The organism is Erwinia sp. Eh17-17, assembly GCF_039675725.1.
GTDB lineage: Bacteria > Pseudomonadota > Gammaproteobacteria > Enterobacterales > Enterobacteriaceae > Erwinia.
Window position 1 is genome coordinate 401147 of sequence record NZ_JBDFQT010000002.1, and the last position, 23920, is coordinate 425066.

Annotated in this window: 24 protein-coding genes; 7 read left to right on the forward strand and 17 right to left on the reverse strand. The window is 53.6% G+C overall.

Annotated features, from left to right (window positions below; translation table 11 throughout):
• Positions 1-82: 82 nt before the first annotated feature.
• The 9 genes from potI to ABEH87_RS07265 all read right to left on the reverse strand — a co-directional run bounded on the left by potI (position 83) and on the right by ABEH87_RS07265 (position 7925).
• Positions 83-928, reverse strand: coding sequence for a putrescine ABC transporter permease PotI (potI, locus tag ABEH87_RS07225; protein ID WP_346575251.1), 846 nt, complete (start codon positions 926-928; stop codon positions 83-85).
• Complete coding sequence (gene potH, locus ABEH87_RS07230; RefSeq protein ID WP_346575253.1) at positions 925-1887, reverse strand: putrescine ABC transporter permease PotH; 963 nt, start codon at positions 1885-1887, stop codon at positions 925-927. Before potH ends, potI begins: the two co-directional genes overlap by 4 nt.
• Positions 1888-1889: 2 nt before the next feature.
• Positions 1890-3023 (reverse strand): putrescine ABC transporter ATP-binding subunit PotG, encoded by a 1134-nt coding sequence (potG, locus tag ABEH87_RS07235; protein WP_346576176.1) that lies wholly within the window; start codon positions 3021-3023, stop codon positions 1890-1892.
• 128 nt (positions 3024-3151) lie between these two features.
• Complete coding sequence (gene potF / locus ABEH87_RS07240) at positions 3152-4258, reverse strand: spermidine/putrescine ABC transporter substrate-binding protein PotF (protein WP_346575255.1); 1107 nt, start codon at positions 4256-4258, stop codon at positions 3152-3154.
• A gap of 459 nt (positions 4259-4717) precedes the next feature.
• Positions 4718-5197 (reverse strand): YbjN domain-containing protein, encoded by a 480-nt coding sequence (locus tag ABEH87_RS07245; protein WP_346575257.1) that lies wholly within the window; start codon positions 5195-5197, stop codon positions 4718-4720.
• 100 nt (positions 5198-5297) lie between these two features.
• Positions 5298-5885 (reverse strand): YceI family protein, encoded by a 588-nt coding sequence (locus ABEH87_RS07250; RefSeq protein WP_346575259.1) that lies wholly within the window; start codon positions 5883-5885, stop codon positions 5298-5300.
• A 119-nt stretch (positions 5886-6004) separates the two neighbouring features.
• Positions 6005-6907, reverse strand: coding sequence for a 30S ribosomal protein S6--L-glutamate ligase (gene rimK / locus ABEH87_RS07255; protein ID WP_346575261.1), 903 nt, complete (start codon positions 6905-6907; stop codon positions 6005-6007).
• Between the two features lie 24 nt (positions 6908-6931).
• Complete coding sequence (gene nfsA, locus ABEH87_RS07260; protein WP_346575263.1) at positions 6932-7654, reverse strand: oxygen-insensitive NADPH nitroreductase; 723 nt, start codon at positions 7652-7654, stop codon at positions 6932-6934.
• Positions 7638-7925: a YbjC family protein gene (locus ABEH87_RS07265; protein WP_346575265.1), complete on the reverse strand. Its 288-nt coding sequence runs from the start codon at positions 7923-7925 to the stop codon at positions 7638-7640. Before ABEH87_RS07265 ends, nfsA begins: the two co-directional genes overlap by 17 nt.
• A 204-nt stretch (positions 7926-8129) precedes the next feature.
• Here ABEH87_RS07265 and ABEH87_RS07270 point away from each other — a divergent pair, with 204 nt between their 5' ends.
• Positions 8130-8393: a GrxA family glutaredoxin gene (locus ABEH87_RS07270; protein WP_346575267.1), complete on the forward strand. Its 264-nt coding sequence runs from the start codon at positions 8130-8132 to the stop codon at positions 8391-8393.
• Between the two features lie 68 nt (positions 8394-8461).
• Here the strand turns inward: ABEH87_RS07270 and ybjM are convergent, their stop codons facing one another.
• Positions 8462-8842, reverse strand: a complete 381-nt coding sequence (gene ybjM / locus ABEH87_RS07275) for an inner membrane protein YbjM (protein ID WP_346575269.1) — start codon at positions 8840-8842, stop codon at positions 8462-8464.
• Between the two features lie 304 nt (positions 8843-9146).
• On the opposite strand from ybjM, the gene ABEH87_RS07280 reads away from it, so the two are divergent.
• The 4 genes from ABEH87_RS07280 to ABEH87_RS07295 all read left to right on the forward strand — a co-directional run bounded on the left by ABEH87_RS07280 (position 9147) and on the right by ABEH87_RS07295 (position 14249).
• Positions 9147-10835, forward strand: a complete 1689-nt coding sequence (locus ABEH87_RS07280) for an aspartate:alanine antiporter (protein ID WP_346575271.1) — start codon at positions 9147-9149, stop codon at positions 10833-10835.
• 217 nt (positions 10836-11052) lie between these two features.
• Positions 11053-11790, forward strand: coding sequence for a phosphatase PAP2 family protein (locus ABEH87_RS07285; protein WP_346575273.1), 738 nt, complete (start codon positions 11053-11055; stop codon positions 11788-11790).
• A gap of 2 nt (positions 11791-11792) precedes the next feature.
• On the forward strand, positions 11793-12398 hold the full coding sequence (gene ybjG / locus ABEH87_RS07290) for an undecaprenyl-diphosphate phosphatase (RefSeq protein WP_346575275.1): 606 nt from the start codon (positions 11793-11795) through the stop codon (positions 12396-12398).
• A gap of 567 nt (positions 12399-12965) precedes the next feature.
• Entirely contained in the window at positions 12966-14249 is a 1284-nt protein-coding gene (locus tag ABEH87_RS07295) for an HAAAP family serine/threonine permease (RefSeq protein ID WP_346575277.1), read from the forward strand.
• 41 nt (positions 14250-14290) lie between these two features.
• On the opposite strand, the gene ABEH87_RS07300 is transcribed toward ABEH87_RS07295, so the two are convergent.
• Positions 14291-15496 carry a serine hydrolase gene (locus ABEH87_RS07300; protein WP_346575279.1) on the reverse strand — a complete coding sequence of 402 codons (1206 nt, stop codon included), beginning with the start codon at positions 15494-15496 and terminating at the stop codon, positions 14291-14293.
• Between the two features lie 274 nt (positions 15497-15770).
• On the opposite strand from ABEH87_RS07300, the gene ABEH87_RS07305 reads away from it, so the two are divergent.
• Positions 15771-16427, forward strand: coding sequence for an HAD family hydrolase (locus tag ABEH87_RS07305; RefSeq protein WP_346575281.1), 657 nt, complete (start codon positions 15771-15773; stop codon positions 16425-16427).
• Between the two features lie 40 nt (positions 16428-16467).
• On the opposite strand, the gene ABEH87_RS07310 is transcribed toward ABEH87_RS07305, so the two are convergent.
• Positions 16468-17580: a PQQ-dependent sugar dehydrogenase gene (locus ABEH87_RS07310; RefSeq protein WP_346575283.1), complete on the reverse strand. Its 1113-nt coding sequence runs from the start codon at positions 17578-17580 to the stop codon at positions 16468-16470.
• 140 nt (positions 17581-17720) lie between these two features.
• Here ABEH87_RS07310 and ABEH87_RS07315 point away from each other — a divergent pair, with 140 nt between their 5' ends.
• Positions 17721-18446: a DUF3053 domain-containing protein gene (locus ABEH87_RS07315; RefSeq protein WP_346575285.1), complete on the forward strand. Its 726-nt coding sequence runs from the start codon at positions 17721-17723 to the stop codon at positions 18444-18446.
• Positions 18447-18842: 396 nt separating this feature from the next.
• On the opposite strand, the gene ABEH87_RS07320 is transcribed toward ABEH87_RS07315, so the two are convergent.
• The 5 genes from ABEH87_RS07320 to gsiB all read right to left on the reverse strand — a co-directional run bounded on the left by ABEH87_RS07320 (position 18843) and on the right by gsiB (position 23900).
• Positions 18843-19169 carry a hypothetical protein gene (locus ABEH87_RS07320; RefSeq protein WP_346575286.1) on the reverse strand — a complete coding sequence of 109 codons (327 nt, stop codon included), beginning with the start codon at positions 19167-19169 and terminating at the stop codon, positions 18843-18845.
• A gap of 553 nt (positions 19170-19722) precedes the next feature.
• Entirely contained in the window at positions 19723-20388 is a 666-nt protein-coding gene (locus ABEH87_RS07325; protein WP_346575288.1) for a DUF3313 domain-containing protein, read from the reverse strand.
• Between the two features lie 98 nt (positions 20389-20486).
• A complete protein-coding gene (gene gsiD, locus ABEH87_RS07330; protein WP_346575289.1) occupies positions 20487-21392 on the reverse strand; it encodes a glutathione ABC transporter permease GsiD in 906 nt (301 codons plus the stop codon).
• Positions 21393-21401: 9 nt separating this feature from the next.
• A complete protein-coding gene (gene gsiC / locus ABEH87_RS07335) occupies positions 21402-22322 on the reverse strand; it encodes a glutathione ABC transporter permease GsiC (protein ID WP_346576178.1) in 921 nt (306 codons plus the stop codon).
• Positions 22323-22361: 39 nt separating this feature from the next.
• On the reverse strand, positions 22362-23900 hold the full coding sequence (gene gsiB, locus ABEH87_RS07340) for a glutathione ABC transporter substrate-binding protein GsiB (RefSeq protein ID WP_346575290.1): 1539 nt from the start codon (positions 23898-23900) through the stop codon (positions 22362-22364).
• Positions 23901-23920: the final 20 nt, after the last annotated feature.

Genomic DNA, 23920 nt, shown 5'->3' on the forward strand with positions numbered 1-23920 from the left:
AGCCCCTGCTTGGGTGATTTATCCCCGGAAATCACGTAGGGGACGACCTTCTTTTCCGGTCGTCCCGTATATGGTGACACGATTAATGTCCCCTGCGCGCACGCTGAATATCCTTCACTCGCTGCTTCTCTTTACCGGCCATCAACCGCCAGGCAATAAAACCGACAATGCCGACCACCAGCAGGATCAACGTCGCCAGCGCGTTAATCTCCGGGTTAATACCACGGCGTACGGTAGCAAAAATCTGCATAGGTAAGGTATTAGCCCCCGGTCCGGTGACAAAATTGGAGATCACCAGGTCATCCAGTGACAGGGTAAAGGCCAGCAGCCAGCCGGTAACAATCGCAGGAGCAATCATCGGCACGGTGATAACAAAAAACACCTTCAGCGGCGTAGCCCCCAGATCCATCGCGGCTTCTTCAATCGAGCGATCGAGCTCACGCAGGCGCGAGTTAATCACCACCGCCACATAAGCAGTACAGAAAGTCACGTGGGCCAGCCAGATTGTCAGCATCCCGCGCTCGGCAGGCCAGCCGAAAGCGTTGCTCATCGCCACAAACAGCAGCAGCAGCGACAGCCCGGTGATCACATCCGGCATTACCAGCGGTGCAGTCAGAATAAAGGCGAAGCCAGTGGAGCCTTTAAAACGCCCGAAACGCACTATCACCATCGCGGCGATGGTGCCGAGGATCACTGCCGCCGTAGCCGACAGACCGGCCAGAGAGAGGCTGAGTGTTACCGCCCGAATCATCGCATCATCGTTAAATAACACGTGATACCAGTGGAACGAGAAGCTCTCCCACGCCGCCAGCTGCGATGAGTTAAACGAATACACCACCAGCAGCAGCATCGGCGCATACAGGAAGAAGAAACAGACCGCGAGAATAGCAGTGCGCCACTTTGAGCGAATAACCGGTAACTGACTCACGCCTTGTCCCCCATCTCTTTATTCTGATGTTTGTGGAACCAGATAATCGGCAGGATCAGGATCAGCAGGATAATCACTGCCAGCGCCGAGGCCACCGGCCAGTCACGGTTGTTGAAGAACTCCATCCACACCACGCGACCAATCATAATACTGTCCGGGCCGCCCAGCAGTTCAGGGATAACGTACTCGCCCACCGCCGGGATAAATACCAGCATTGAACCAGCGATAATCCCGCCTTTGGTCAGCGGTACAATCACGCTAAAGAAGGTTTTGATCGGGCGGGCACCAAGGTCAAGCGAGGCTTCCACCAGCGAGTAATCAATACGCGTCAGCGCGGTGTAGATCGGTAACACCATAAACGGCAGATAGCAGTAAACAATCCCGATATAGACCGCAACATCGGTATACAGGATGGTAAGTGGATGATCGGTCATCCCCGTCCACATCAGGAAGCGGTTAAGGATCCCGTTATTATTGAGAATGCCCATCCACGCATACACCCGCACCAGGAACGAGGTCCAGGAAGGCAGGATCACCAGCAGCAGCAGAATATTGCGCATTGAAGGTGAAGCATGTGCCACTGCCCAGGCCAGCGGATAACCGATCGCCAGACAGATAATCGTGGCAATCCCGGCGACCTTCAGCGAGTGCAGGTAGGCATCGATATACAGCGGATCGTCGGTCAGCGTCAGATAGTTGCCAAAGTTGAGCGCCATCGTCAACTGGCCGTCGGCCCAGCTCAGCAGCTCGGTGTACGGCGGGCTGGCGCGCGCAATATCGGCAAAGCTGATCTTGAGAACAATCAGGAAGGGCAGCAGAAACAGCAGCGCAAGCCAGAGATAAGGCAAACCAATCACCAGCTTGCGCCCGTAGGCGGTTTGCAGGCGCGTGATCAGACCTTTAAATCCGGTTTGCTGGCCGCTTGGCGGCTTCGTCGTGCGTTCAGAATATTGGCTCATAGTTACACCGTTAAGACCACACAGCTGTCGGCATCCCAACAGAGACGCACTTCGTCACCCCAGGTCGGCGTGTCCTTGCGGAAGCGATACGCGTTTTGTAGCTGGGCGCTGATCATCTGCCCACTGTGCAGACGTACGTGATAAATCGACAGATCGCCGAGATAGGCAATGTGTACCACTTCACCCACGGCAAAATTACAGCCGTCGGCCGGGAGGTCCTCGCACAGCATCACTTTTTCCGGGCGCAGCGCCACGGATACCGGCACGCCAGCCACCACGGAGACGTCGGAAGCGACTTTAAGTGGATGGATCAGCCCAGGACTGTCGATCACCAGACCATCGTCCTGACGCTCGCGCAGCAGGCCTTCAAACAGGTTAACCGACCCGATAAACTCGGCGCTGAAGCGCGTGGTCGGGTGCTCGTATATTTCTTCCGGCTCACCGATTTGCACAAACTTGCCGCGGTTCATAATCGCAATACGACCGGCCATGGTCATCGCTTCTTCCTGATCGTGGGTCACCATCACACAGGTGGCGCCGACGCGCTCCAGAATATCCACCACCTCATGCTGCATACGGTCGCGCAGTTTCTTATCCAGCGCCCCCATTGGTTCATCCAGCAACAGCAGCTTAGGCCGTTTGGCCAGGCTACGGGCCAGCGCCACGCGCTGACGCTGACCGCCAGAGAGCTGGTGCGGCTTACGTTTGGCATATTCCTGCATGTGCACCAGCGTCAGCATCTCCGCCACACGCTCGTTAATGACGTCTTTCGGCAAACGGTCCTGCTTCAGTCCGAAAGCAATATTCTGTTCCACCGTCATATGGGGGAACAGCGCGTAGGACTGAAACATCATATTAATCGGGCGCTGATACGGCGGCACATGGGAGAGGTCCAGACCATCCAGCACAATCTGACCCTGAGTTGGCGATTCGAAGCCAGCCAGCATACGCAGCAGCGTAGACTTACCGCAGCCTGACGGGCCCAGCAGAGCGAAGATCTCGCCTTTATAAATGGTGAGGTTCACATCATCCACCGCATGCTGACCGTCAAACGATTTGGTCAGATTGCGGATCTCCAGCAGGGGCGTCAGCGCCTTGTCTGCTTTGCTTTGAGGACGGGGAATTACGTCATTCACGGCCATTATACTCCGGCGCTAAATGGGAGGGCGGCTGTGCGGATTTCCTTCTGCCCACCCCTAAAAATAACAAAACAGAGGCCGGTAACCGCGCCTCTGCTGCTTAACGAGTGTGAAACGGTTATTCGTTACTTACCGCTTTTAACTTTAGTCCATGCACGCGTACGCACACGGTCAAGTTTCGGCTCCTGCACTTTCAGGGTAAACAGCTTCGCCATGGTTTCCGGCGTTGGGTAGATCCCAGGATTATCACGAATCGCAGGGTCAACAAACGGCAGGGACGCTTTCACGCCGCTGGCATAGAACACCTTGTTGGAGATCTGCGCCATGACCTTTGGCTCCATCAGATAGTTAATAAACTGATAGGCTTCATCGACGTTTTTCGCATCTTTCGGGATAGCCAGCATATCGAAGAACGCCAGGGCGCCCTCTTTAGGGATGCTGTAGGCAATATCCACGCCGTTTTTGGCTTCAACAGCACGGTTTTTCGCCTGAAGAATGTCACCCGCCCAGCCGATGGCCACACAGGTATTGCCGTTCGCCAGGTCGTTAATGTACTGGGAAGAGTGGAAATAACGGATGCTTGGGCGCAGTTTTAACAGCAGATCGGTCGCGGCGGTATAGTCTTTCGCATCGCTACTGTTAGGATCTTTGCCCATATAGTTCAGCACCGTGGCAAAAATCTCTTCAGGAGCATCGAGGAATGACACGCCGCAGCTCTTCAGCTTTTCCAGATTTTCCGGCTTAAGTACCAGATCCCAGCTATTCACCGGCGCATCTTTGCCCAGCGCGGCTTTCACTTTTTCAACGTTATAACCAATGCCCGTGGTGGCCCACAGGTAAGGAATGGCGTATTTATTGCCCGGATCGTGCTGTTCAAGCTTTTTCATCAAATCCGGGTCGAGATTCTTGTAGTTTGGCAGTTTGCTTCTGTCCAGCGGCAGGAAAACACCTGACTGCAACTGGCGCGCCAGGAAACTGGAGGAAGGCACCACGACATCGTAGCCCGTGCTGCCGGCCATCATTTTGCCTTCCAGCACTTCATTGGAGTCGAAGACGTCGTACACCACTTTAATACCGGTTTGCTTTTCAAAATCCGCCACGGTATTTGGCGCAATATAATCAGACCAGTTATAAACGTGCAGCGTCTTATCTGCGGCCAGAGAGCCAGCGGAGATCGCCATCAGCGTACCCGCAACCACACCTGACAACCATTTTTTACGTTGGTTGAACATCTTCCCTCCTCCTGAACAGAGATAAACTTATGCCGGGCAGCTGAGCTGGTTAGCCCCTGCCTCTTCATACAGGTTTCAACTTTAAAGGCTACAGAATGAATCAATATTCACCCGGCCGTTAATACTAAAAACCTATATATCTGGGGACGTTGCACGCATGATGCAGCCACGCAAGAATAGCCCCAGTCTCAGGTCCAGACCAGCCCTCAGCGTAAAAAACGCCTTTTATCGATTTTTTATGCATGTTTCCTCTATGTGATATGCCATATATGGCATAAAGAGCGACTAATATCTGGCATTAAAGGGCAAAATGCAGAATAAAAAATGGTTACTACGCTAAAGGCGTTGTCGTTTAAAGCAGCAGTTGATTCAGGGAGAGAGCACGCGGGGCAACGTCAGGATTGAAACGGGCGGAATGGGTTCCCGCCCGCAGGAAATAATGGAGGTGAAATCTGCGGATCAGTGCAGTACGGAATGGCCTTCCGCCAGCGGAATCCGATCGTCATCTTCCCCGATCATCAACAGATGGTTGGCAAATGCTTCCATCACGATCATCGAGATCTGCTCTTCACTCTGTTTCATAAAGTGGACGAACTGCCCATACGTCAGCCCGGCGGTAACGGTCAGCGACTGACAGACGATCAGTTTTGGCAGATTATCATCCTGGATATCAAGGAAGGCTTTCACCGTCAGTGAGCTGGCGTTAATCTGCGACAGGTCGGCAACCAGCGGGATCAGCGCCGTCGGTTTAACTTCAGCCAGGGCGGAAAACAGGATCACGTTGTCGACCAGATCGAGCTTGGCATCGAACACACCGTCAAAATTCTGCATATGCGGCAGATGGAGTGCCTGGCATGAATCGCACTCAAACCAGGTGATGCTTTGCTGATCCAGCCAACGCCGTAATAGGTCGAGATCCGGAACGACGAGTGAATCCATATTCTTTGTCTCTTGCCGCAATAAAATTGCGCACTAGCTTACGTAAAAACGTCGCCAAAAACCATGATTACGACAGAAATATGGCCCCGTAAGCTGCTTTTTAAGGAATAACCCTGGGTGGCGCAGCCTGTGCGGCAATCTTCAGGTCAATCGCCACCCGGTCATCCACAATACCCACCAGGCGGTCTACCCCGAAAGCACTGCGTGAAATGGCCGTCGAGGCATGAAGCGCCAGGGTCTGCGCACCGGGAGACAGTACTCCGTGGTTATCCAGTGCGGCGTCCATCACCACCGGGCGACGCACATCTTTTACCGACAGCAGGCCGAAAACCCTGAAATGCCCCTGCCCCAGCGCCACCACACGGCTGCTGGTGAACACTATCCACGGATAATGTGCTGCGTCAAAAAACAGCCCACTTTTTAACTGACTGGTCAGCAGGATATTCGACGCCACCAGCGTGGCGACAGGGATTTTCACTTCAATATGATCTTCCCAGTCTGCGGCCGGGTCCAGCGTCACCGTTCCCGTCACGCCCTGTAACTGAGCCTGAGAAAAAGCATGGCCAAACGCACGCCATGAAAGCCCTATCGCGGTTCTGTCGGTGGAAATAGCATAGGTTTCCGGCGCCGCATACAGCGCCGGACTCATCAGCAGTAATACGCTCAGTAAGGACAATGGACGAATCATCGGTAAACCTCCGTTTAACAGTCTTAGCGTAAACGTTTTACCGCGTCATTCTATTCACCGGTTTCTTCAACTGATGGCGCCGCGCCGGTTTACCAAAGCGGCTGACGCGGGGTACCGAACTATCCGCCCGTTTTCAGGCAGAAGCCGGGGCGGGCTTGTTCTTCAATCCAGCCTATCATCATCCCGGCTATATCCAGCCCGGCAGTCTTCTCAATACCTTCCAGTCCTGGGGAGGCATTCACTTCCATGACCAGCGGCCCCCTGGAAGCGCGCAGGATATCCACCCCGGCCACATCCAGCCCGAGGGTCGCGGCAGCTTTGATAGCAATCTCACGCTCGCTGTCACTGATGGTCACGCGTCGCGCAGTGCCGCCGCGATGCAGGTTGGAGCGAAAATCGCCCTCTTTCGCCTCGCGTTCTATCGCCCCGACCACTTCCCCGCCAATCACCAGGCAGCGAACATCACGCCCGCGCGCCTCTTTGATAAACTCCTGCACCAGGATATGCGCATTAAGGCCGCGAAACGCATCGATCACGCTCTCAGCGGCCTGGCGCGTCTCCGCCAGCACCACGCCAATCCCCTGCGTCCCTTCGACCAGTTTCACCACCAGCGGCGCGCCACCCACCATTTCAATCAAATCATGGGTATCGTCCGGGGAATGGGCAAAGCCGGTGACGGGCATCGCGATCCCCGCCCTGGCCAGCAGCTGCAGCGATCGCAGTTTGTCGCGCGCGCGGGCTATCGCCAGTGACTCATTAAGCGGATAGCTGCCGCACATTTCGAACTGGCGCAGCACCGCCGTACCATAGAACGTGGTGGCAGAACCGATGCGCGGGATCACGGCGTCATAGTGATCGAGCTGACGCCCGCGATAATGAATCGTCGAGGATCCGGGGTTGATATTCATGTAGCAGGAAAGCGGGTCAATAACGTCAATACTGTGGCCGCGCGCGCGCGCGGCCTCCAGCAGGCGCTTGCAGGAGTAGAGCGAACCATCACGGGAAAGAATGGCAATTTTCACCAGAAGCCTCCGGGGCCGGTAAGGTTAGCGCGTCGCCCAGCCCTGCGCATGCAGATAATCAAGGATAAACGGACGGCTCTCTTTGATGATGGTTTTCTGGATATGTTCGCTCCAGCTTTCCGAACGGCGATTGCTGTCGCGTGACTGATAGTAGGCCACCAGTTCGCGGTCATACTCTGCCAGCAGCTCAGGATCGACAGGCTGATAGCGGTTTTCATGCACCAGCATCGCGGTGGGCATACGCGGTTTGGTATCCGGATCCTGCTCAGGGCTGCCCAGGCAAAGCCCGAAAAGCGGCAGCACAAATTTCGGCAGCCCCAGTAAGGTCGTCACTTCAGCAATATTGTTACGGATACCGCCGATATAGCAGCCGCCCAGGCCCAGCGACTCTGCCGCCACCATGGCGTTCTGCGCCATCAGCGCCGTATCAACACAGCCGAGCAGCAGCTGCTCTGCCAGCCCAAGCTGCGCTTCCGGGCAAATCTGCTGATTACGATTGAAATCCGCGCAGAAAACCCAAAACTCGGCGGCCTGCGCGACATATTTCTGGCCACCACTGAGGGTGACCAGCGCCTCCCGCACGTCAGTATCAGTAATACGGATAATGGAAGAGCACTGCAAAAAACTGGAGGTCGAGGCCGACTGAGCCGCATCGAGGATCGCGGCACGTTGCTCAGCGGTAATCTTCTGGTCACTGAAAGCACGAATCGAACGGTGTGAACGCATTAGCTTAATGGTCGGCGTCATGAGAATCTCCTGGTTTGGTCTTATCACGCGAAGAGCGCGTGTTAAAAAGTTCGGGTGCCATTACTTTGGCCGTTCGCCACATCATCACCGTAGCAGCAGGCAACATCAGAGCAATACCGGCAAAAATCATCAGCGTAGCTGCCAGTTTACCGGTAAAGGGCGACGGCAAGGGTAGCATTTCATGTAACGTCAGGTAAGAGAGAATCAGGAGTAAAATACCGAGGACTTCCAGTACCAGCACCGGACGAGGAAGTTGACTAAAAGCACGCATAACGGCACCCCAGCTGACGGAATAATTCAGATTTCATCAGGACATTAAAGCGCAGATTGTGCCCTTGTGCATAGGCGCAGCGAATCAAACTAACAGGTAATTCCTTCTTCCTTTCAGCAGGGGATGAGGGCATGATAAGCGCCATTCAGCAATAATTTGTGACCTGAATCACATTAAAGTTCTGACCCTTTTGAGGAGAAACCTATGTTTGCAGTGATTTTTGGACGTCCCGCCTGCCCTTACTGTGTCCGCGCGAAAGAGCTGGCTGAAAAACTGACGGAAGAACGTGATGACTTTAATTTCCGCTATGTGGACATTCACGCTGAAGGGATCACCAAGGCTGACTTAGAGAAAACCGTGGGCAAGCCGGTAGAAACCGTACCGCAGATCTTCCTCGACGAGACCCACATCGGAGGCTGTACTGAGTTCGAAGCCTACGCTAAAAAGAATCTGGGCCTGTTCCAGTAACTCTCACCGCATCGCGCTGAGAGTTACCGCAGGGGCCGATCTGTTGTTTCGATCGGCCCGCATCAGCGTTATAAACCCCCTTTCCGCTCCTGCTGCTGATGTATCTCCATCAGCGTCCGCCACAGCATCACCAGCAATGTGCCCGAACCACACCAGAATACCGCACTGGTGATAAAGGCAATCTCCTGGCCCAAACCCAGGCTGTTGAAACGGTCTGACTGCATCAGCAGTAGACAAGGCGGTGACGCCAGGGCAATCGCCACGACCATCGCCGTCAGCGGTGCCTCTTTCGACGTCAGCGCGGCCAGTGCGCCGGGCAGTACAAACAACAGCAGCCCCAGCTGCGCATGGCCAACGTAATCAGCGGGTAACGGGTAGCGTACGGCGATGTAGATCGCACCATAAAGTACGCTGCAGGCGATCAGGCCTGGCCAACGGATACCTTTCATCCACACGAGAATTTTCTCCAGGTTATTTTCAACCCAATTCAATTCAGTTCGACGAGTCAATTAAGCCCAATTACTGTGGACATGTGCTTTTTGGACCTGGGAATAAGCTAATAACAAAAACGGTAAAAAATAAGCCTGTCGGGCGCTGGCTGTGAACCAGGATAGCGATTAAAATGAGTCGCGTTTTATCTTGCTATCACCCCGCAGCGGTTAACAGACAGCAGGAAAGCCATCGACAGCGGATGAAATTTAGCGCATAAACCCCTTCCTATCAATAGGTTACTGGTAAACAAGAAGTTAAACCGTGAATATAAACGTCGCAGATTTGTTAAGTGGAAATTACATTCTGTTATTATTTGTCGTGCTGGCTCTGGGGTTATGTTTAGGCAAACTTCGGTTGGGTTCTGTTCAACTTGGTAATTCTATTGGCGTTTTAGTCGTTTCTTTACTGCTCGGCCAGCAGCATTTCTCGATAAATACTGACGCCCTGAATCTGGGTTTTATGCTATTTATTTTTTGCGTTGGCGTGGAAGCCGGCCCCAATTTTTTCTCTATTTTTTTCCGTGACGGAAAAAACTATCTGATGCTGGCGATTGTGATGGTCACCAGCGCGATGATCCTTGCGCTTGGTATGGGAAAACTGTTCGGTTGGGATATTGGCCTCACCGCCGGGATGCTGGCAGGCGCCATGACGTCCACCCCGGTCCTGGTGGGGGCGGGGGATACGCTGCGTCAGACGCTGGGCGAAGGGCAAAGCCTCAGCCAGGCTCAGGATCATCTCAGCCTCGGCTATGCGCTGACCTATCTGATTGGTCTGGTGAGCCTGATATTTGGCGCACGCTACCTGCCCAAATTACAGCATCAGGATCTGCCCACCAGCGCCCAGCAGATTGCCCGTGAGCGCGGCCTGGACCCTGACAGCCAGCGTAAAGTCTACCTGCCGGTGATCCGCGCCTACCGCGTTGGCCCGGAACTGGTAGCCTGGAGCGACGGTAAGAACCTGCGTGAACTGGGGATCTACCGTCAGACGGGTTGCTATATTGAACGCATTCGCCGCAACGGTATTCTCGCTAATCCCGACGGCGATGCGCTGCTTCAGCAGGGTGATGAAATTTCGCTGGTGGGCTACCCCGACGCGCATTCACGCCTTGACCCCAGCTTCCGCAACGGCAAAGAAGTCTTTGATCGCGACCTGCTGGATATGCGCATCGTGAACGAAGAAATCGTGGTGAAAAATAACAACGCGGTGAACAAACGACTGAGCCAGCTTAAGCTGACCGATCATGGCTGTTTCCTCAACCGGGTGATCCGCAGCCAGATTGAGATGCCAATCGACGACAGCATTATCCTGAACAAAGGCGATGTGCTGCATATCAGTGGTGAAGCGCGGCGCGTAAAATCGGTAGCAGACCGCATCGGCTTTATTTCTATCCACAGTCAGATGACCGACCTGCTGGCGTTCTGTGCTTTCTTTATCATTGGTCTGATGATCGGGATGATCAATTTCCAGTTCAGCAGTTTCAATTTTGGTATTGGTAATGCCGCAGGTCTGCTGTTTGCCGGCATTATGCTTGGCTTTCTGCGCGCCAATCACCCGACCTTTGGTTACATTCCGCAGGGTGCGCTGACCATGGTAAAAGAGTTCGGGCTGATGGTCTTTATGGCGGGAGTGGGGCTGAGCGCCGGAAGCGGCATCACCAAAGGGCTGGGAGAGACCGGTTTACTGATGCTGGGGGCCGGGCTGGTGGTCAGTCTGGTTCCCGTGGTGATCTGTTTCCTGTTTGGCGCATGGGTCCTGAAGATGAACCGTGCCCTGCTGTTCGGCGCTATCATGGGCGCACGAACCTGCGCGCCCGCGATGGAGATTATCAGTGATACCGCACGCAGTAACATTCCGGCTCTGGGTTACGCAGGAACCTATGCTATCGCTAACGTCCTGCTGACGCTGGCAGGGACACTTATCGTAATAATCTGGCCAATTTTAGGCGGCTGAAAATAATTAATAAATTTCACAGAACTTTTTTTTCCGGCTGAAGTCTTAATTAGTGCCACTGCTTTTCTTTGAAATCCCCTTATTGTGGAGCCCGTTAATCTTATGATTCGCGGGTTTTTTTCTTTTCTGCCGCTGCTCTTCCCTGCTGTCACCCTTAATGTTTCCTTAAGCCCCCTGCGTCAAAGTAGGCTGATGTTCATCCCACAGCCCAATTGTCATGAAATTGTCATCATTCCTCAACAAAAGCCAAACGAGCCATGCAATTAAGAGTCAGACTCTTTACCCCCTGCCTGCTGGATTTTATCTTAAACAATTCGTGCTATTGATTCTCAGCGCCATGGTATTGACCTGGCTGTCACGCAGTGAAAGTTGGGATCTGGCGCTGACGCGGATGTGGTTCGACCCGCTGACCGGGCAGTTTCCGTGGAAGGATAATCCATGGCTGGATGTGATTAATCATCGGCTGCTGAAGGATGGAGTGATTGGCGGCGGCTTGCTGCTGCTGCTGGGCGGATTGATTCGCCGTCAGCCACGCTGGGTGCTGGTCGCGTTGCTGATGGGCATCGGTCCCCTGGTTGTCGGGGTACTGAAAGCCACCAGCGCCCACTCCTGCCCGTGGGATCTGGTGGAATTTGGCGGCAAAGCCGTCTCCTACCCGCTGTTCGGCACGGTGCCGTTACACAGCGGACCGGGACGTTGCTTTCCCGGCGGGCACGCCTCAAGCGGCTTTAGCGCTCTGGCGTTGTTCTTTCTGTTTTACCCACGGCAGCCCCGTCTGGCCTGGTGTTGCTGGTGGTCGGCATTCGCCCTTGGAATGCTGATGGGTTTTGGCCAGATTATGCGCGGCGCCCATTTTCTTTCCCACAATCTGTGGGCGGCATGGTGGGTATGGCTGACGCAATGTATCGCTTTCGGGTGCGTAACGTACCTGCTTAATACGACGAGGAAATCCTGATAATGGAAGAGTTAAACCGGGCGCTGTTTCTCTGGGTTAACGCCGATGCGAACTCCCCTGAATGGCTGATCGCCCTGGCCACTTTCATCGCCCGCGATGTGATTGCCATTGTTCCCGTGCTGATCGTCGGCCTGTGGTTATGGGGACGACGCAGCCAGCTTACGTCACAACGGGTGCTGGTGGTAAAAACGGGTATTGCACTGCTGTATGCTCTGGCAATCTCCTGGTGTCTGGCTCACCTGTTTCCGCATCCGCGTCCCTTTGCCATTGGCCTGGGTCACCAGTTCCTGCCGCACGCGCCCGATGACTCTTATCCCAGCGATCACGGCACCGTTATCTTCACCTTCGCGATTGCGTTCATTTGCTGGCACCGGGTGTGGTCAGGGGGGATTTTAATGCTGACCGGCGCCGCCATCGCCTGGTCACGCGTCTATCTCGGCGTTCACTGGCCGCTTGATATGCTGGGCGGCATGCTGGTTGGCCTGCTCTCCTGCCTGTTTGCGCAAATCTTCTGGCAGCTTTGTGGGGCTACGCTGTTACCTCTGCTTTCCTCTCTTTATCGAACGGTATTTGCCTTCCCGATCAGTAAAGGCTGGGTCCGCGATTAACCTGTTATCATGGGCCTGATTATTCAGGTCCTTTTTACTTTGATGCAGATCATTTCCTTTCCGTTTTTAAATAAAAAAATACGTTCTGCCTTACCGCAATTTCTCTGTGATTTATTGCGCAACAAAAGTTACGCCCCCTCCGGTTATTATCATTGTTGCGCAACGGCCTGAAGCAGTGACCACACCCGTTCCGCAATAAATATATAACACATTGAAAAAAATCATATTTTAAAAATAATCGCCGCTATTTTAGCCACCAGAGCTCACTATTTCACCGCTATAAAAACATAAAACTCAGTGAAAACATCTGTTTAAACAGCTAATTCCTGGTCAATAACCCCGGCTAAAATTCGCATTGCAGACGTTCACACTAAAAAAGGTGGTGAAAGTGTGATTACGATCACCGGTAACCCTAAAGACAGTGCTTTCATCTATTTTTTCTGGTGGTAGAGTGTGCGCCATAAAATCAGAGTAATTAATTAAAACCGTAATCAGGGATTAATTCTGATATCGCGGATGGAATACGATTTAGTTAATTGTTTTTAACATTTCAAACCTGGAGAAATCATGGACACATCCCAAACGGCGGTGTTGAGCCCCGAAGCAACACAGGATGCCAGCGCGTGGCGTAAAACTGACACGATGTGGATGCTCGGACTGTATGGCACGGCTATCGGAGCTGGCGTGCTGTTTCTGCCTATCAATGCCGGCATCGGCGGCCTGATCCCACTGATTATTATGGCCGTGCTGGCGTTCCCAATGACCTTTTTTGCTCACCGTGGGCTGTGCCGGTTCGTTCTCTCCGGGCGCAAACCTGGCGAAGATATTACCGAGGTGGTCGAAGAACACTTTGGCGTCGGAGCCGGTAAACTGATTACCCTGCTCTACTTTTTTGCCATCTACCCTATCCTGCTGGTTTACAGCGTCGCTATTACCAATACCGTCGAAAGCTTTATGACGCACCAGCTGCATATGCAGGCGCCGCCACGGGCACTGCTGGCACTTATCCTGATCGTTGGTCTGATGACGATTGTGCGTTTTGGTAAAGAAATCATCGTCAAAACCATGAGTGTGCTGGTCTATCCGTTTGTCCTGGTGCTGATGGCGCTGGCGCTGTATCTGATCCCTCACTGGAGCAGCGCGATTTTTGACAATGTCAGCCTGAGCGGGAGTGGAAAAGGTCTGATGATGACGCTGTGGCTGGCGATCCCGGTGATGGTTTTTTCGTTTAACCACTCACCGATTATCTCCGCTTTTGCCGTGGCTAAACGTGAAGAGTACGGCGACCAGGCAGAACCAAAATGCTCACGTATTCTGGCGCGCAGCCATGTGATGATGGTGCTGACGGTGATGTTCTTTGTCTTCAGCTGTGTGCTGAGCCTGACGCCGGAAAATCTGGCAGAAGCGAAGTCTCAGAATATCTCGATTCTCTCTTACCTGGCGAATCACTTCGACACCCCGCTGATGGCATGGATGGCACCGGTCATTGCAATGGTGGCGATCACTAAATCCTTCCTGGGCCACTATCTTGGCGCACGTGAAGGCTTTAACGGTACGGTGAACAAGATGCTACGCAGCCGTGGCAAAACCATTGCCGAACACAAGCTGAACCGCTTTACGGCGCTGTTTATGCTGGTCACCACCTGGATTGTGGCAACGCTCGACCCAAGCATCCTCGGCCTGATTGAGAGCCTGGGAGGCCCCATCATTGCCGTGCTGCTGTTCCTGATGCCGATGTACGCGATCAATAAAGTTCCGGCGATGCGCAAGTACAGCGGTAAATTGAGCAATGTGTTTGTGGTGCTGGTTGGGCTGGTGGCAATTTCTGCCGTGGCTTACGATCTGATTTGATGTTCTGCGGGTCAGGCAAGCCTGACCCGCAGAGTGACGATTTACGCGAACCACTTCCCGAACCAGCTGTCCATTTTCATCATAATGTAATCCCAGATGCGCCCGAAGAAGCCCGCCTCTTTCACCTCTTCTAACACCACCAGCGGGCGCTGCTCGACAGATTTCCCATCCAGTTGAAAATCAATTGTCCCAACCACCTGGTTTTTAGCCAGCGGTGCCGTCAGCTGCGGCTGCGAAAGCGTAAAGCTGGCCTTGAGATTTTTTAACTGACCTTTAGGTATGGTCACTGCAGCATCCTTCGCGACGCCAAGGTTGACCTCTTTCCGATCGCCAAACCAGACGCGCTGGGTGGAAAAGGCCTTACCCGCCTTTACAGGCGTAACGGTTTCATAGAAACGGAAACCCCAGATCAGCAGTTTTTCACTTTCACGAAAACGAATGGCATCGGTCGCCGCCCCCAACACCACTGAAATCAGGCGCTGATTGCCATCGACCGCCGAGGCCACGAGGTTATTACCCGCCCCGGAAGTGTGCCCGGTCTTAATACCATCCACCTGCAGATTGGTACTCCACAGCAGCCGGTTACGGTTGTACTGACGAATTTTATTAAAGGTGAACTCTTTCTCTTTGTGCAGCGCGTACTCTTCCGGCACATCGCGAATCAGCGCCTGACCAATCAGCGCCATGTCGCGCGCAGTGCTGTACTGACCGGAGGAGTCCAGCCCGTGTACGGTTTTGAAATGGGTATTTTGCAGCCCAAGCGCCTTCACATAGTTGTTCATCAGGCCAACAAAGGAATCCTGGCTGCCCGCCACATGGTCGGCAAGTGCAATGCTGGCATCGTTACCGGACTGGATAACGATGCCCTTGTTCAGTTCAGAAACCGGGATGCGATCGCCTGGTTTAAGAAACATCAGCGACGACCCCTGGAGAATCGGGTTGCCGGTCGCCCAGGCGTCCTTCCCGACGGTGACCATGTCATCTTTGCTGATCTTGCCCGCCTTCAGCGCCTGGCCGGTCACATAGCTGGCCATCATTTTGGTCAGACTCGCCGGATCAAGGCGCTGGTCGGCGTTCGACTCTGCCAGCACTTTCCCGCTGTTATAGTCCATCAGGACCCAGGCTTTAGCCTCAATCTGCGGGGCGGCGGGGGCCTGCTCGGCTCTGGCAGAAGAGAGTGTCAGCAGCAGCAGCGTGGAGGTGGTAGCCAGTGCGCAAACACGGGATGACAGGGGCATATTCTTCATGTCGTAACCAGTTATCCATTTGAAAGACAATTATAAAAATTAAAACCAGGCGATTAACTGCCTACAGTAAGGTGTTACATCCTGAAATAGAACAAGCTAACCGTAAAGATTCTTAGAGTTTATTCAATCTGACAGATTTTTCCTGTACTTCTGCACAATTTATCGACATCTGGCGCAGGTGCAAAGTCGGGTAAAATCCGAATTTATAAGCAACAGTTAAGCTCGTCACAAAAATCGGCTAATCTGAGAAAAATCTGCCAGAGGAGGTGTAACGATGGATTTAGCGCTGTTTGATCTTGATGAAACGCTGATATGCGAAGACAGCACCGGCCTGTGGCTGAAGTGGCTGGTTTCTCAGGGGTTCGCCCCCGAAGAGCTGATAGAGGAAGAGCGGGCGCTGATGGAGCAATACTATCGCGGCTCACTGTCGATGGAAGCCTACATGCATACCACTCTGTCACCGCTCACTGACATGGCTACCACCACCGTCTCTGGCTGGATCCGCCGCTTTATTCACCGCGATATTTTGCCACGCGTCTACCCGGATGCCCGCCAGCGTATGGACTGGCATCTGCAACGCGGGGATACGGTGCTGGTGATCTCCGCCAGCGGCGAACATCTGGTCACGCCGATAGCTGAACAGCTTGGGGCTTCCGGAGCGCTGGCCATCGGCGTAGAAATCATTGATGACCGCTACAGCGGCCAGACCTACGGCACCATGACCTATAAAGAAGGTAAAGTCAGCCGCCTGCACGACTGGCTGTCGCAGGATCCTGCCCGGCGTTTCGAAAGTATCTGGGCTTACAGCGACTCCATCAACGACCAGGCGATGCTTGAACACGCTGATAATGCCTTTGTGATTAATCCGGCAGCGCCGCTGAGCGAGCTGGCGCAGCAGCGCGGATGGGAAATCTGCCACTGGCAGCGTTAAGCACTCAGGCTGCTCCCGCTCAGGAGCAGCCCCTGCCAGCTCAGGGCTTCAGCCCGACCTTCAGTAGCTTACCGTTGGCCTCATCGGTCAGCAGATACAGCCAGCCGTCCGGTCCGCTGCGCACATCACGAATGCGCTCTGCGCGGTCGGTCAGCAGCCGCTCCTGTTCCTCTATCCTGTCCCCGTCCAGACTCAGGCGGATCAGGCTCTTTTCCTTCAGGGCCCCGATGAACAGGGAGTTTTTCCACTGCGGGAAGTGTTCCCCCTGATAGAAGGCCATGCCGCTGACTGCCGGAGAGATCTTCCAGTACCAGGCCGGTTGTTCAGTACCCTCAGCGTGACTTCCTTTCGAACCGGGCACTTTTTCACCACTGTAATCAATGCCCCAGGTCGCCAGCGGCCAGCCGTAATTTCTGCCTTTGTGCAGAATGTTAACTTCATCACCGCCGCGCGGGCCATGCTCACTTTCCCACATCTCACCGCTGGCCGGATTCAGCGCCAGCCCCTGCGGGTTGCGCATCCCCCAGCTCCAGATCTCTGCCCGCGCTCCGGCTTTACCGGCCAGCGGATTATCGTGCGGGACAGAACCATCCGCATTCAGCCGGACAATTTTTCCCTGAAGCGCCGTTAAGTCCTGGGCTTTCTCTGCCTGAAAATTGTCGCCAAAGGCGATGAACAGATGACCGCTGCGGTCAAATGCCATACGGGTTCCCAGATTGGCCCCACCGGAAACGCCCTGCTGGCGCAGCACTTCACGAAAATCCGTTAGCTGACGGTAGTCCTCGCTCAGGCGGCCATAGCCCACGGCGGCTCCGGCGCGGCCGTCCTGTCCTGCGACGGTGTAACTGAGCCAGACACGACGACTGCTGGCGAAGTCGGGGGCCAGCACCACATCCAGTAACCCTCCCTGACGCTGGGCCCAGACCGCAGGTACACCGCTAATGGGTGACGACAGCCCCTGCTCCGCCTGCCAGCGACGCAGCTGACCTGAACGTTCGGTGATCAACAGCCCCTGGCTGTCCGGCAAAAAGGCCAGTGACCACGGATGATCGAGCCCGTCCTGCAGCACCTCCGTCTGGACTTTCTCTGCCAGCACAGCAGGGCTGAGTAATAACGCCGGGAGTATCGCTAATGCCGTCAGACCACGTCTCATTTTTATTGCTCCGTGTAATAATTGGTTAAATAAATTTAGCTAAAATTCCAATAATTGCCGAATTATCTGACGCACTGCGCTATATTTCTCAGGCTTTTACGTTGAATACCATTTTTTCAATACTACAAGGGATATGTCTGATGACTTCACGATTACCACAGACGGGTTTCGCCCGTTACCTGCTGTTACCCCTGATGATGCTGGCACTGCTGCTGACGCTGAGCGGCTGCGGCGATAAAGAACCCGAGCAGCGCAAAGCGTTTATCGAGTTCCTGCAAACCCGCGTACTGGCTAAATCTCAGCTGGCCGTGCCGCAGCTGACCGAGGACGAGAAAAAAGCATTTGGCCCCTACGTGAATGATTACGCAGTGCTGACCGATTATCACAAAGGGATGAACGACGTGTTCAGCGCCTCCCTGATGCCGGTTTTTGCCAGTCTGAATAATGTGGGTTCCGTCAGTAGCCTGATGGCAAAGCGTGATGAAATGAGCAAGATGGCCGCTGACAGCGAGGCGTGGAAACCGGCACTGGCTAAACTGCGCGCAGAGACGGACAGCAAACGCAGCGCGCTTAAACAACCGGATGACCTGAAAGCTGTTTATGACCAGGTTTATAACAAACTGGTTGCCCAGCCCGATGATATTGCCCAGCAGATCGCCAGGCTGGTGCCGGAAACACTGTCACTGGTGGTAAGCCAGGTCGATCTGCTGAAACAGCAGGGAAATAAAGTCAAGATTGTGGGTAACACCGTTCAGTTTACCGATCAGAAGGCGCTGGATAAGTACAATGCTATCCAGCAAAAGCTACAGCCTCTGGTTACTGAACTGTCAAATACGGTGAGCAAGTTAGAAAATATGATCCGCTAGTCGACACAGGGGCGACCTGAGAAAAGGTCGCCCCCTTAACGTACGGTGACCACTTTTTTCATTATCAGGTAAAGTCAGGTTTCCAGCGGGGCGCACTCGTAATTTTTGCGCCATGAAAGGGGCATGCACTCGCGTTCCTGTTAAACTTCTTCTTAGTGAATACTATCCATAAGACCCGTTAAGATTATTTCATCATGATGATCTTGTTTTTCATTACCTCTTTATTTCAATTTATCAAATGGTGCTGAAATACGAGTGAAAATAAATATTAGAAAAAACCAACCAATGACAGTGTAACCGAACCAGTGTTTTGAAAAAACACTCTCACATAAGACCGCCACACCAATCAAAGATAAAGGAAAAAGGAGATCTGATAAAATCAGTGAAATTAAACTCTTAAACACTCATCCTCCTTACTATATCTAACAGATCGGATTTACCAATATACTTACCACCTTTTAACTTTACCTCCTCAATAAAATTACTCATAACAGGATCGATAAAATAATATAACATCTCAATCTCAAGCTCATATAGAGAGCAATAATAACCAGGATCAAGAGCTTTGAGTTTTCTTGCAGCCATCGCTGCTTTTTGTTCAATTCCATAAAATTGAAAAAAAGCTATAACATATGGCATTCCTTTTGAAACACTCCCGACAACAACATTTGAAAATAATTGTGACTCAGCCAATGCCTTTGAAAGTGTAAAGGACAATGCCACTCGGGTAGCCTTTCCAACCTCTCTGTTGGCTAAAACCCCGGTAACTTTTGTTACAATATTTTGAATCTTATTTTTTCATTTCCAGATTCAGCATCATCTAAAATAAGTTGTATATAAATCATAATCATCAATTGTATAACATCACGATATCTGTAAATCGATTTTACAGAAAGTACCATCCTCTTCTCTTCAGTCACCAGTTCATTGCAGATATCTGCATAACGTCCGGTCAGGCATGACGTGTACCACGAGGCACGCTCCACCCCAGAGTAAACATTGGATGCAACCCCCCGTGCAGAACGGATGACATTTTTAAGCCCTGCTTCCGAATAAAGCGCATCTGTCTGTCGCTTTGAAACTTCATTTTCAAAAGATCTGATGCATTCATGGTTCTTCCTTCAACTGAATGAGTTGTCAGGAGATCGTCAGGTATCCAGATATATTTCGTCAATCGTAGAAAAGCTAAAAGTCACGCGTTCACCCGGATGGATTTCAAGGGGAATTGAATACCGTTCGTTCCCCCTTATCCACTCAGGCGGTTATTAACCCTGCCCTACTCCGCTGGTATCGCCACCACATCGCGCACCATCTCATCAATCCCGCTTTTCAGCTCAGTCAGATCGATCGGCGCATTACTGTTCGGCACGGTTTTCCCATAGGCTTTACGCACGACTTCCATCACCGGCCTGCCGGTTTTGGCATCCAGAAGCTGGGCTTCAAGGAACAGCACGCTGTTCTGCGTGCGGTGCCCGGACGCTGCCATGGTGCTGGCGACCACCGCCGCAACCGGCACGACTTCGTAGAATTTCATATCCTGATTTTCAGCCTTCACCGCCGTGATAGCGGTCTTCATAATCAGCGTGCCTGGGACAGGCTGACTGACCAGCGGCTTACGCTGTGCAACTGCGCTTTTAAACTGCGTATCCAGATACGAACGAATCTGATCAAGCGTGGCCTGACTGACGCGATTATTCGGTTTCGCCGCCGGATAATAAACCACCGGGGTGTAATAAATACCGCGATAATCAGAAAGCTTATAGTCGGGTGAAGTCCAGCGCAGTGTCTGATGCCCGCTGGGCGATTCGGAAGGTTTTAGTTTTGAATAATCGGTTAAAAAGCCGGAGTATTGCGTGGTATCTGCGATTTTTGACGAACAGCCAGCCAGCACAAAACACAACGTTGCCAGCCCGGCGACCAGAGGAAGACGCGCACTATGCATTGCCAGATTCCTTACTCAGTCAAGGTTATTCAAGCATAGAGCGCGTCTGAGCGTTCACCAGGCAATTCGCGAAATATTTGATCTGGCTGCGGTTACCGCTAGGTTTTCAGCTTCGGATCCAGCGCATCCCGCAGGCCATCCCCCAGCAGGTTAAACGCCAGCACGGTGAGGAAGATCGCCAGGCTGGGGAAAATCGCCACGTGCGGAGCCAGCACCATATCGGCCTGCGCTTCATTCAGCATTGCGCCCCATTCAGGCGTTGGTGGCTGCGCGCCCAGGCCGAGAAACGACAGGCTGGCGGCAGAGATAATCGACGTGCCGATACGCATGGTGAAATAGACCACGATCGACGACAGTGTCCCCGGCAGGATATGGCGCAAAATAATGGTAAAATCAGACGCGCCAATGCTGCGGGCGGACTCAATATAGGTCAGATGCTTCAGCACCAGCGTATTCCCACGCACCAGGCGGGCAAAAGCCGGAATACTGAATATCGCCACCGCCAGAATCACATTCGACATGCCGTTACCCAGCACCGCCACCACGGCGATGGCGAGTAAAATACCGGGGAAGGCAAACAGCACATCGCAGATGCGCATAATAATGCGATCCCACCAGCCTTCATAGTAGCCCGCCAGCAGCCCCAGCAGCGTGCCGATAGCTGCACCGACCGCCACAGAGAAGAACCCGGCGACCAGCGAAAGACGGCTACCCAGCAGAACACGGCTAAAGATATCGCGTCCCAGCGCGTCCACGCCAAACCAGTGAAGCAGCGACGGACCTTCATTCAGCCGATCGTAGTCAAAATAATTTTCGGCATCAAAAGGGGCCAGCAGCGGTGCAAACAGTGCCAGCAAAATCAGCAACAGCACAAAGACGGCCGCAATCATTGCCACATGCTGCTGGCGAAAGCGCCGCCAGAATTCCCGCCACGGGGTGCGTACGCGGCGGGGATTGATACCCGGCAGCGTAGAGAGCACGGCGTTACGTCGCCAGTTAATCATGGTACATCCTTACTTATAGCGGATGGCGGGGTTGATTGCGGCATACAGCATATCGACCATCAGATTAATTAAAATAAACTCCAGTGAAAACAACAGTACCTCGGCCTGTATCACCGGATAATCGCGCATCTCCACGGAGTCAACCAGCAGTCGGCCCAGTCCCGGCCAGTTGAAGACCACTTCAACCACGATCGATCCCCCCAGCAGGAAACCAAACTGTAACCCCATCATGGTGACCACCGGGATCATCGCATTGCGCAGGCCATGTTTAACCACCACCACCGATTCACGCACTCCTTTGGCGCGCGCGGTCCGCATGTAGTCTTCCTGCATCACCTCGACGAACGAAGCACGGGTAAAGCGCGCCATCACGGCAGCCACCGCGGCACCGAGTGTAATTGACGGCAGAATATAGTGCTGCCAGCTATCGGCCCCCACGGTCGGCAGCCAGCCCAGCTCCACGGAAAACACCTGCATCAGCAGAATACCGAGTGCAAAGGCGGGGAACGAAATCCCCGACACCGCCAGCGTCATCCCCAGTCGGTCAGGCCAGCGGTTACGCCATACGGCAGAGACAATGCCAATCGCCATACCAAAAATCACCGACCACACCATGCTGCTCAGCGTCAGCCACAGGGTCGGCAGGAAACGCTGGGCAATCTCTTCAGAAACCGGGCGTTTCGACACCATCGAGATACCAAAATCGCCGCGCACTGCGTGCGAAATATAGTGCCAGAACTGCTGCGGCAGCGGCAGGTCCAGGCCCAGCTGCTGGCGCACCATCGCCACCACTTCAGCATCCGCTTCGCGCCCGGCAATCAGGCGCGCCGGATCGCCCGGCAGCAGATGCACAAACAGGAACACCACTACCGCCACAATCAGCAGGGTGGGGATCAGTCCCAGCAAGCGTTTAAGAAAATAGTTAAGCATCATGTACCCTGCGCCCCCTCACGGGGGCGCGTTAATCGGTTACTTCAGGTCAGCATCATCGAAGCTGAACGAGGTATCCGGCATCACATAGAAACCGGTCAGATTTTTGGTATTGGCTGAAACCAGTTTTTCCACCACCAGCGGGGCCCAGGGCTGATCTTTCCAGATGCGATCCTGCGCATCTTTGTACAGCGCGGCTTTTTTCTCGCCGTCGGTAGTATTCAGGGCATCGGCCAGGTCTTTATCGACCTGCGGGTTGCTGTAGAAGGCAGTGTTAAAGATAGTCGGCGGCCAGGACTGGGTAGCAAACAGCGGCGTCAGCGCCCAGTTGGCTTCCCCGGTAGAGGCAGACCAGCCGGTGTAGAACATACGCACACCGCTCTCTTTCTGACCTTTATCTTCAACCTGCGCCGCACGCTGGCCGGCATCCATCGCGGTCAGTTCAACCTTGATGCCAACCTGTGCCAGCTGCTGCTGGGTAAACTGCAACACCTTCTGTGCGGTACTGTGGTTGTGAGAAGACCACAGTTGAGTGGTAAAGCCGTTCGGATAGCCCGCTTCCTTCAGCAGTTCACGTGCTTTAGCCGGGTTGTACTCCGGTGCCGGGTAGCTTTGTGAATACTGAATGGACGGTGGCACAATGCCGGTTGCCGGGGTGGCATAACCGGCAAAGGCCACTTTTGCCAGCGCCTGACGGTTGATCGCGTAGTTAATCGCTTCGCGCACTTTCGGGTTATCAAACGGCTTCTGCGTGACGTTGAAGCTGATATAACGCTGCATGATCGACGGCGAGGTCACCAGGTCGAGCTTGCTGTTTTTCTCCAGCAGTTTGGCCTGCTCGAATGGGATCGGGAAAGCAAAATTTGCTTCACCGGTTTGCAGCATCGCGGAACGGGTATTGTTATCCACTACCGGACGCCAGGTGATACTGTCCAGCTTCGGATAGCCTGCTTTCCAGTATCCGGCAAACTTCTTCACTTTCACAAAGTCGGTCTGGTTCCAGGTGACGAACTCATAAGGCCCCGTCCCGACCGGATGAAAACCGATATCTTTACCGTATTTCTTCAGCGCTGCCGGGGAGATCATCGCGGCTGCCGGGCTGGCCAGGGTGTTGATAAAGGCGGAGAACGGCTGCTTCAGGGTGATTTTCACCGTGGTGGCGTCCACAACCTCGGTACTGGCGATAGTTTTAAACAGGTTGTAGCGTTTGAGGTGATTATCCGGGTTGCTGGCGCGGTCGAGGTTAACTTTAACCGCTTCGGCATTAAACGGCGTGCCGTCCTGGAAGGTCACACCGCTCTTCAGCTTGATGGTGTAACTCAGTCCGTCCGGGCTGGCCTGATAGCTGTCTGCCAGCACATTTTCCAGCTTCATCTCTTTGTCAAAGCCAAACAGCCCCTGATAAAACGACTTGGCGACCGCCTGCGACAGCGTGTCGTTAGCATCGTACGGGTCCAGCGTGGTGAAATTTGAGGCGACCGCAATGGTGACGTCTTTCGCCGCCCAGGCAGGCAGTGCAACGGCGCTGCCAAGCAGGCCGGCGGTTAACAGCAACTTACGCGTGTATTGATTCATCATCTTCCCTTATTGTCGTTATG

Bases quoted from the DNA above. Each gene is read 5' to 3' on its own strand.
- potH (WP_346575253.1), bottom strand. From the start codon at position 1,887: ATGAGCCAATATTCTGAACGCACGACGAAGCCGCCAAGCGGCCAGCAA.
- potF (WP_346575255.1), bottom strand. From the start codon at position 4,258: ATGTTCAACCAACGTAAAAAATGGTTGTCAGGTGTGGTTGCGGGTACG.
- ABEH87_RS07245 (WP_346575257.1), bottom strand. From the start codon at position 5,197: ATGGATTCACTCGTCGTTCCGGATCTCGACCTATTACGGCGTTGGCTG.
- ABEH87_RS07250 (WP_346575259.1), bottom strand. From the start codon at position 5,885: ATGATTCGTCCATTGTCCTTACTGAGCGTATTACTGCTGATGAGTCCG.
- nfsA (WP_346575263.1), bottom strand. From the start codon at position 7,654: ATGACGCCGACCATTAAGCTAATGCGTTCACACCGTTCGATTCGTGCT.
- ABEH87_RS07265 (WP_346575265.1), bottom strand. From the start codon at position 7,925: ATGCGTGCTTTTAGTCAACTTCCTCGTCCGGTGCTGGTACTGGAAGTC.
- ABEH87_RS07270 (WP_346575267.1), top strand. From the start codon at position 8,130: ATGTTTGCAGTGATTTTTGGACGTCCCGCCTGCCCTTACTGTGTCCGC.
- ybjM (WP_346575269.1), bottom strand. From the start codon at position 8,842: ATGAAAGGTATCCGTTGGCCAGGCCTGATCGCCTGCAGCGTACTTTAT.
- ABEH87_RS07285 (WP_346575273.1), top strand. From the start codon at position 11,053: ATGAAATTGTCATCATTCCTCAACAAAAGCCAAACGAGCCATGCAATT.
- ybjG (WP_346575275.1), top strand. From the start codon at position 11,793: ATGGAAGAGTTAAACCGGGCGCTGTTTCTCTGGGTTAACGCCGATGCG.
- ABEH87_RS07295 (WP_346575277.1), top strand. From the start codon at position 12,966: ATGGACACATCCCAAACGGCGGTGTTGAGCCCCGAAGCAACACAGGAT.
- ABEH87_RS07300 (WP_346575279.1), bottom strand. From the start codon at position 15,496: ATGAAGAATATGCCCCTGTCATCCCGTGTTTGCGCACTGGCTACCACC.
- ABEH87_RS07305 (WP_346575281.1), top strand. From the start codon at position 15,771: ATGGATTTAGCGCTGTTTGATCTTGATGAAACGCTGATATGCGAAGAC.
- ABEH87_RS07310 (WP_346575283.1), bottom strand. From the start codon at position 17,580: ATGAGACGTGGTCTGACGGCATTAGCGATACTCCCGGCGTTATTACTC.
- ABEH87_RS07315 (WP_346575285.1), top strand. From the start codon at position 17,721: ATGACTTCACGATTACCACAGACGGGTTTCGCCCGTTACCTGCTGTTA.
- ABEH87_RS07325 (WP_346575288.1), bottom strand. From the start codon at position 20,388: ATGCATAGTGCGCGTCTTCCTCTGGTCGCCGGGCTGGCAACGTTGTGT.
- gsiD (WP_346575289.1), bottom strand. From the start codon at position 21,392: ATGATTAACTGGCGACGTAACGCCGTGCTCTCTACGCTGCCGGGTATC.
- gsiC (WP_346576178.1), bottom strand. From the start codon at position 22,322: ATGCTTAACTATTTTCTTAAACGCTTGCTGGGACTGATCCCCACCCTG.
- gsiB (WP_346575290.1), bottom strand. From the start codon at position 23,900: ATGATGAATCAATACACGCGTAAGTTGCTGTTAACCGCCGGCCTGCTT.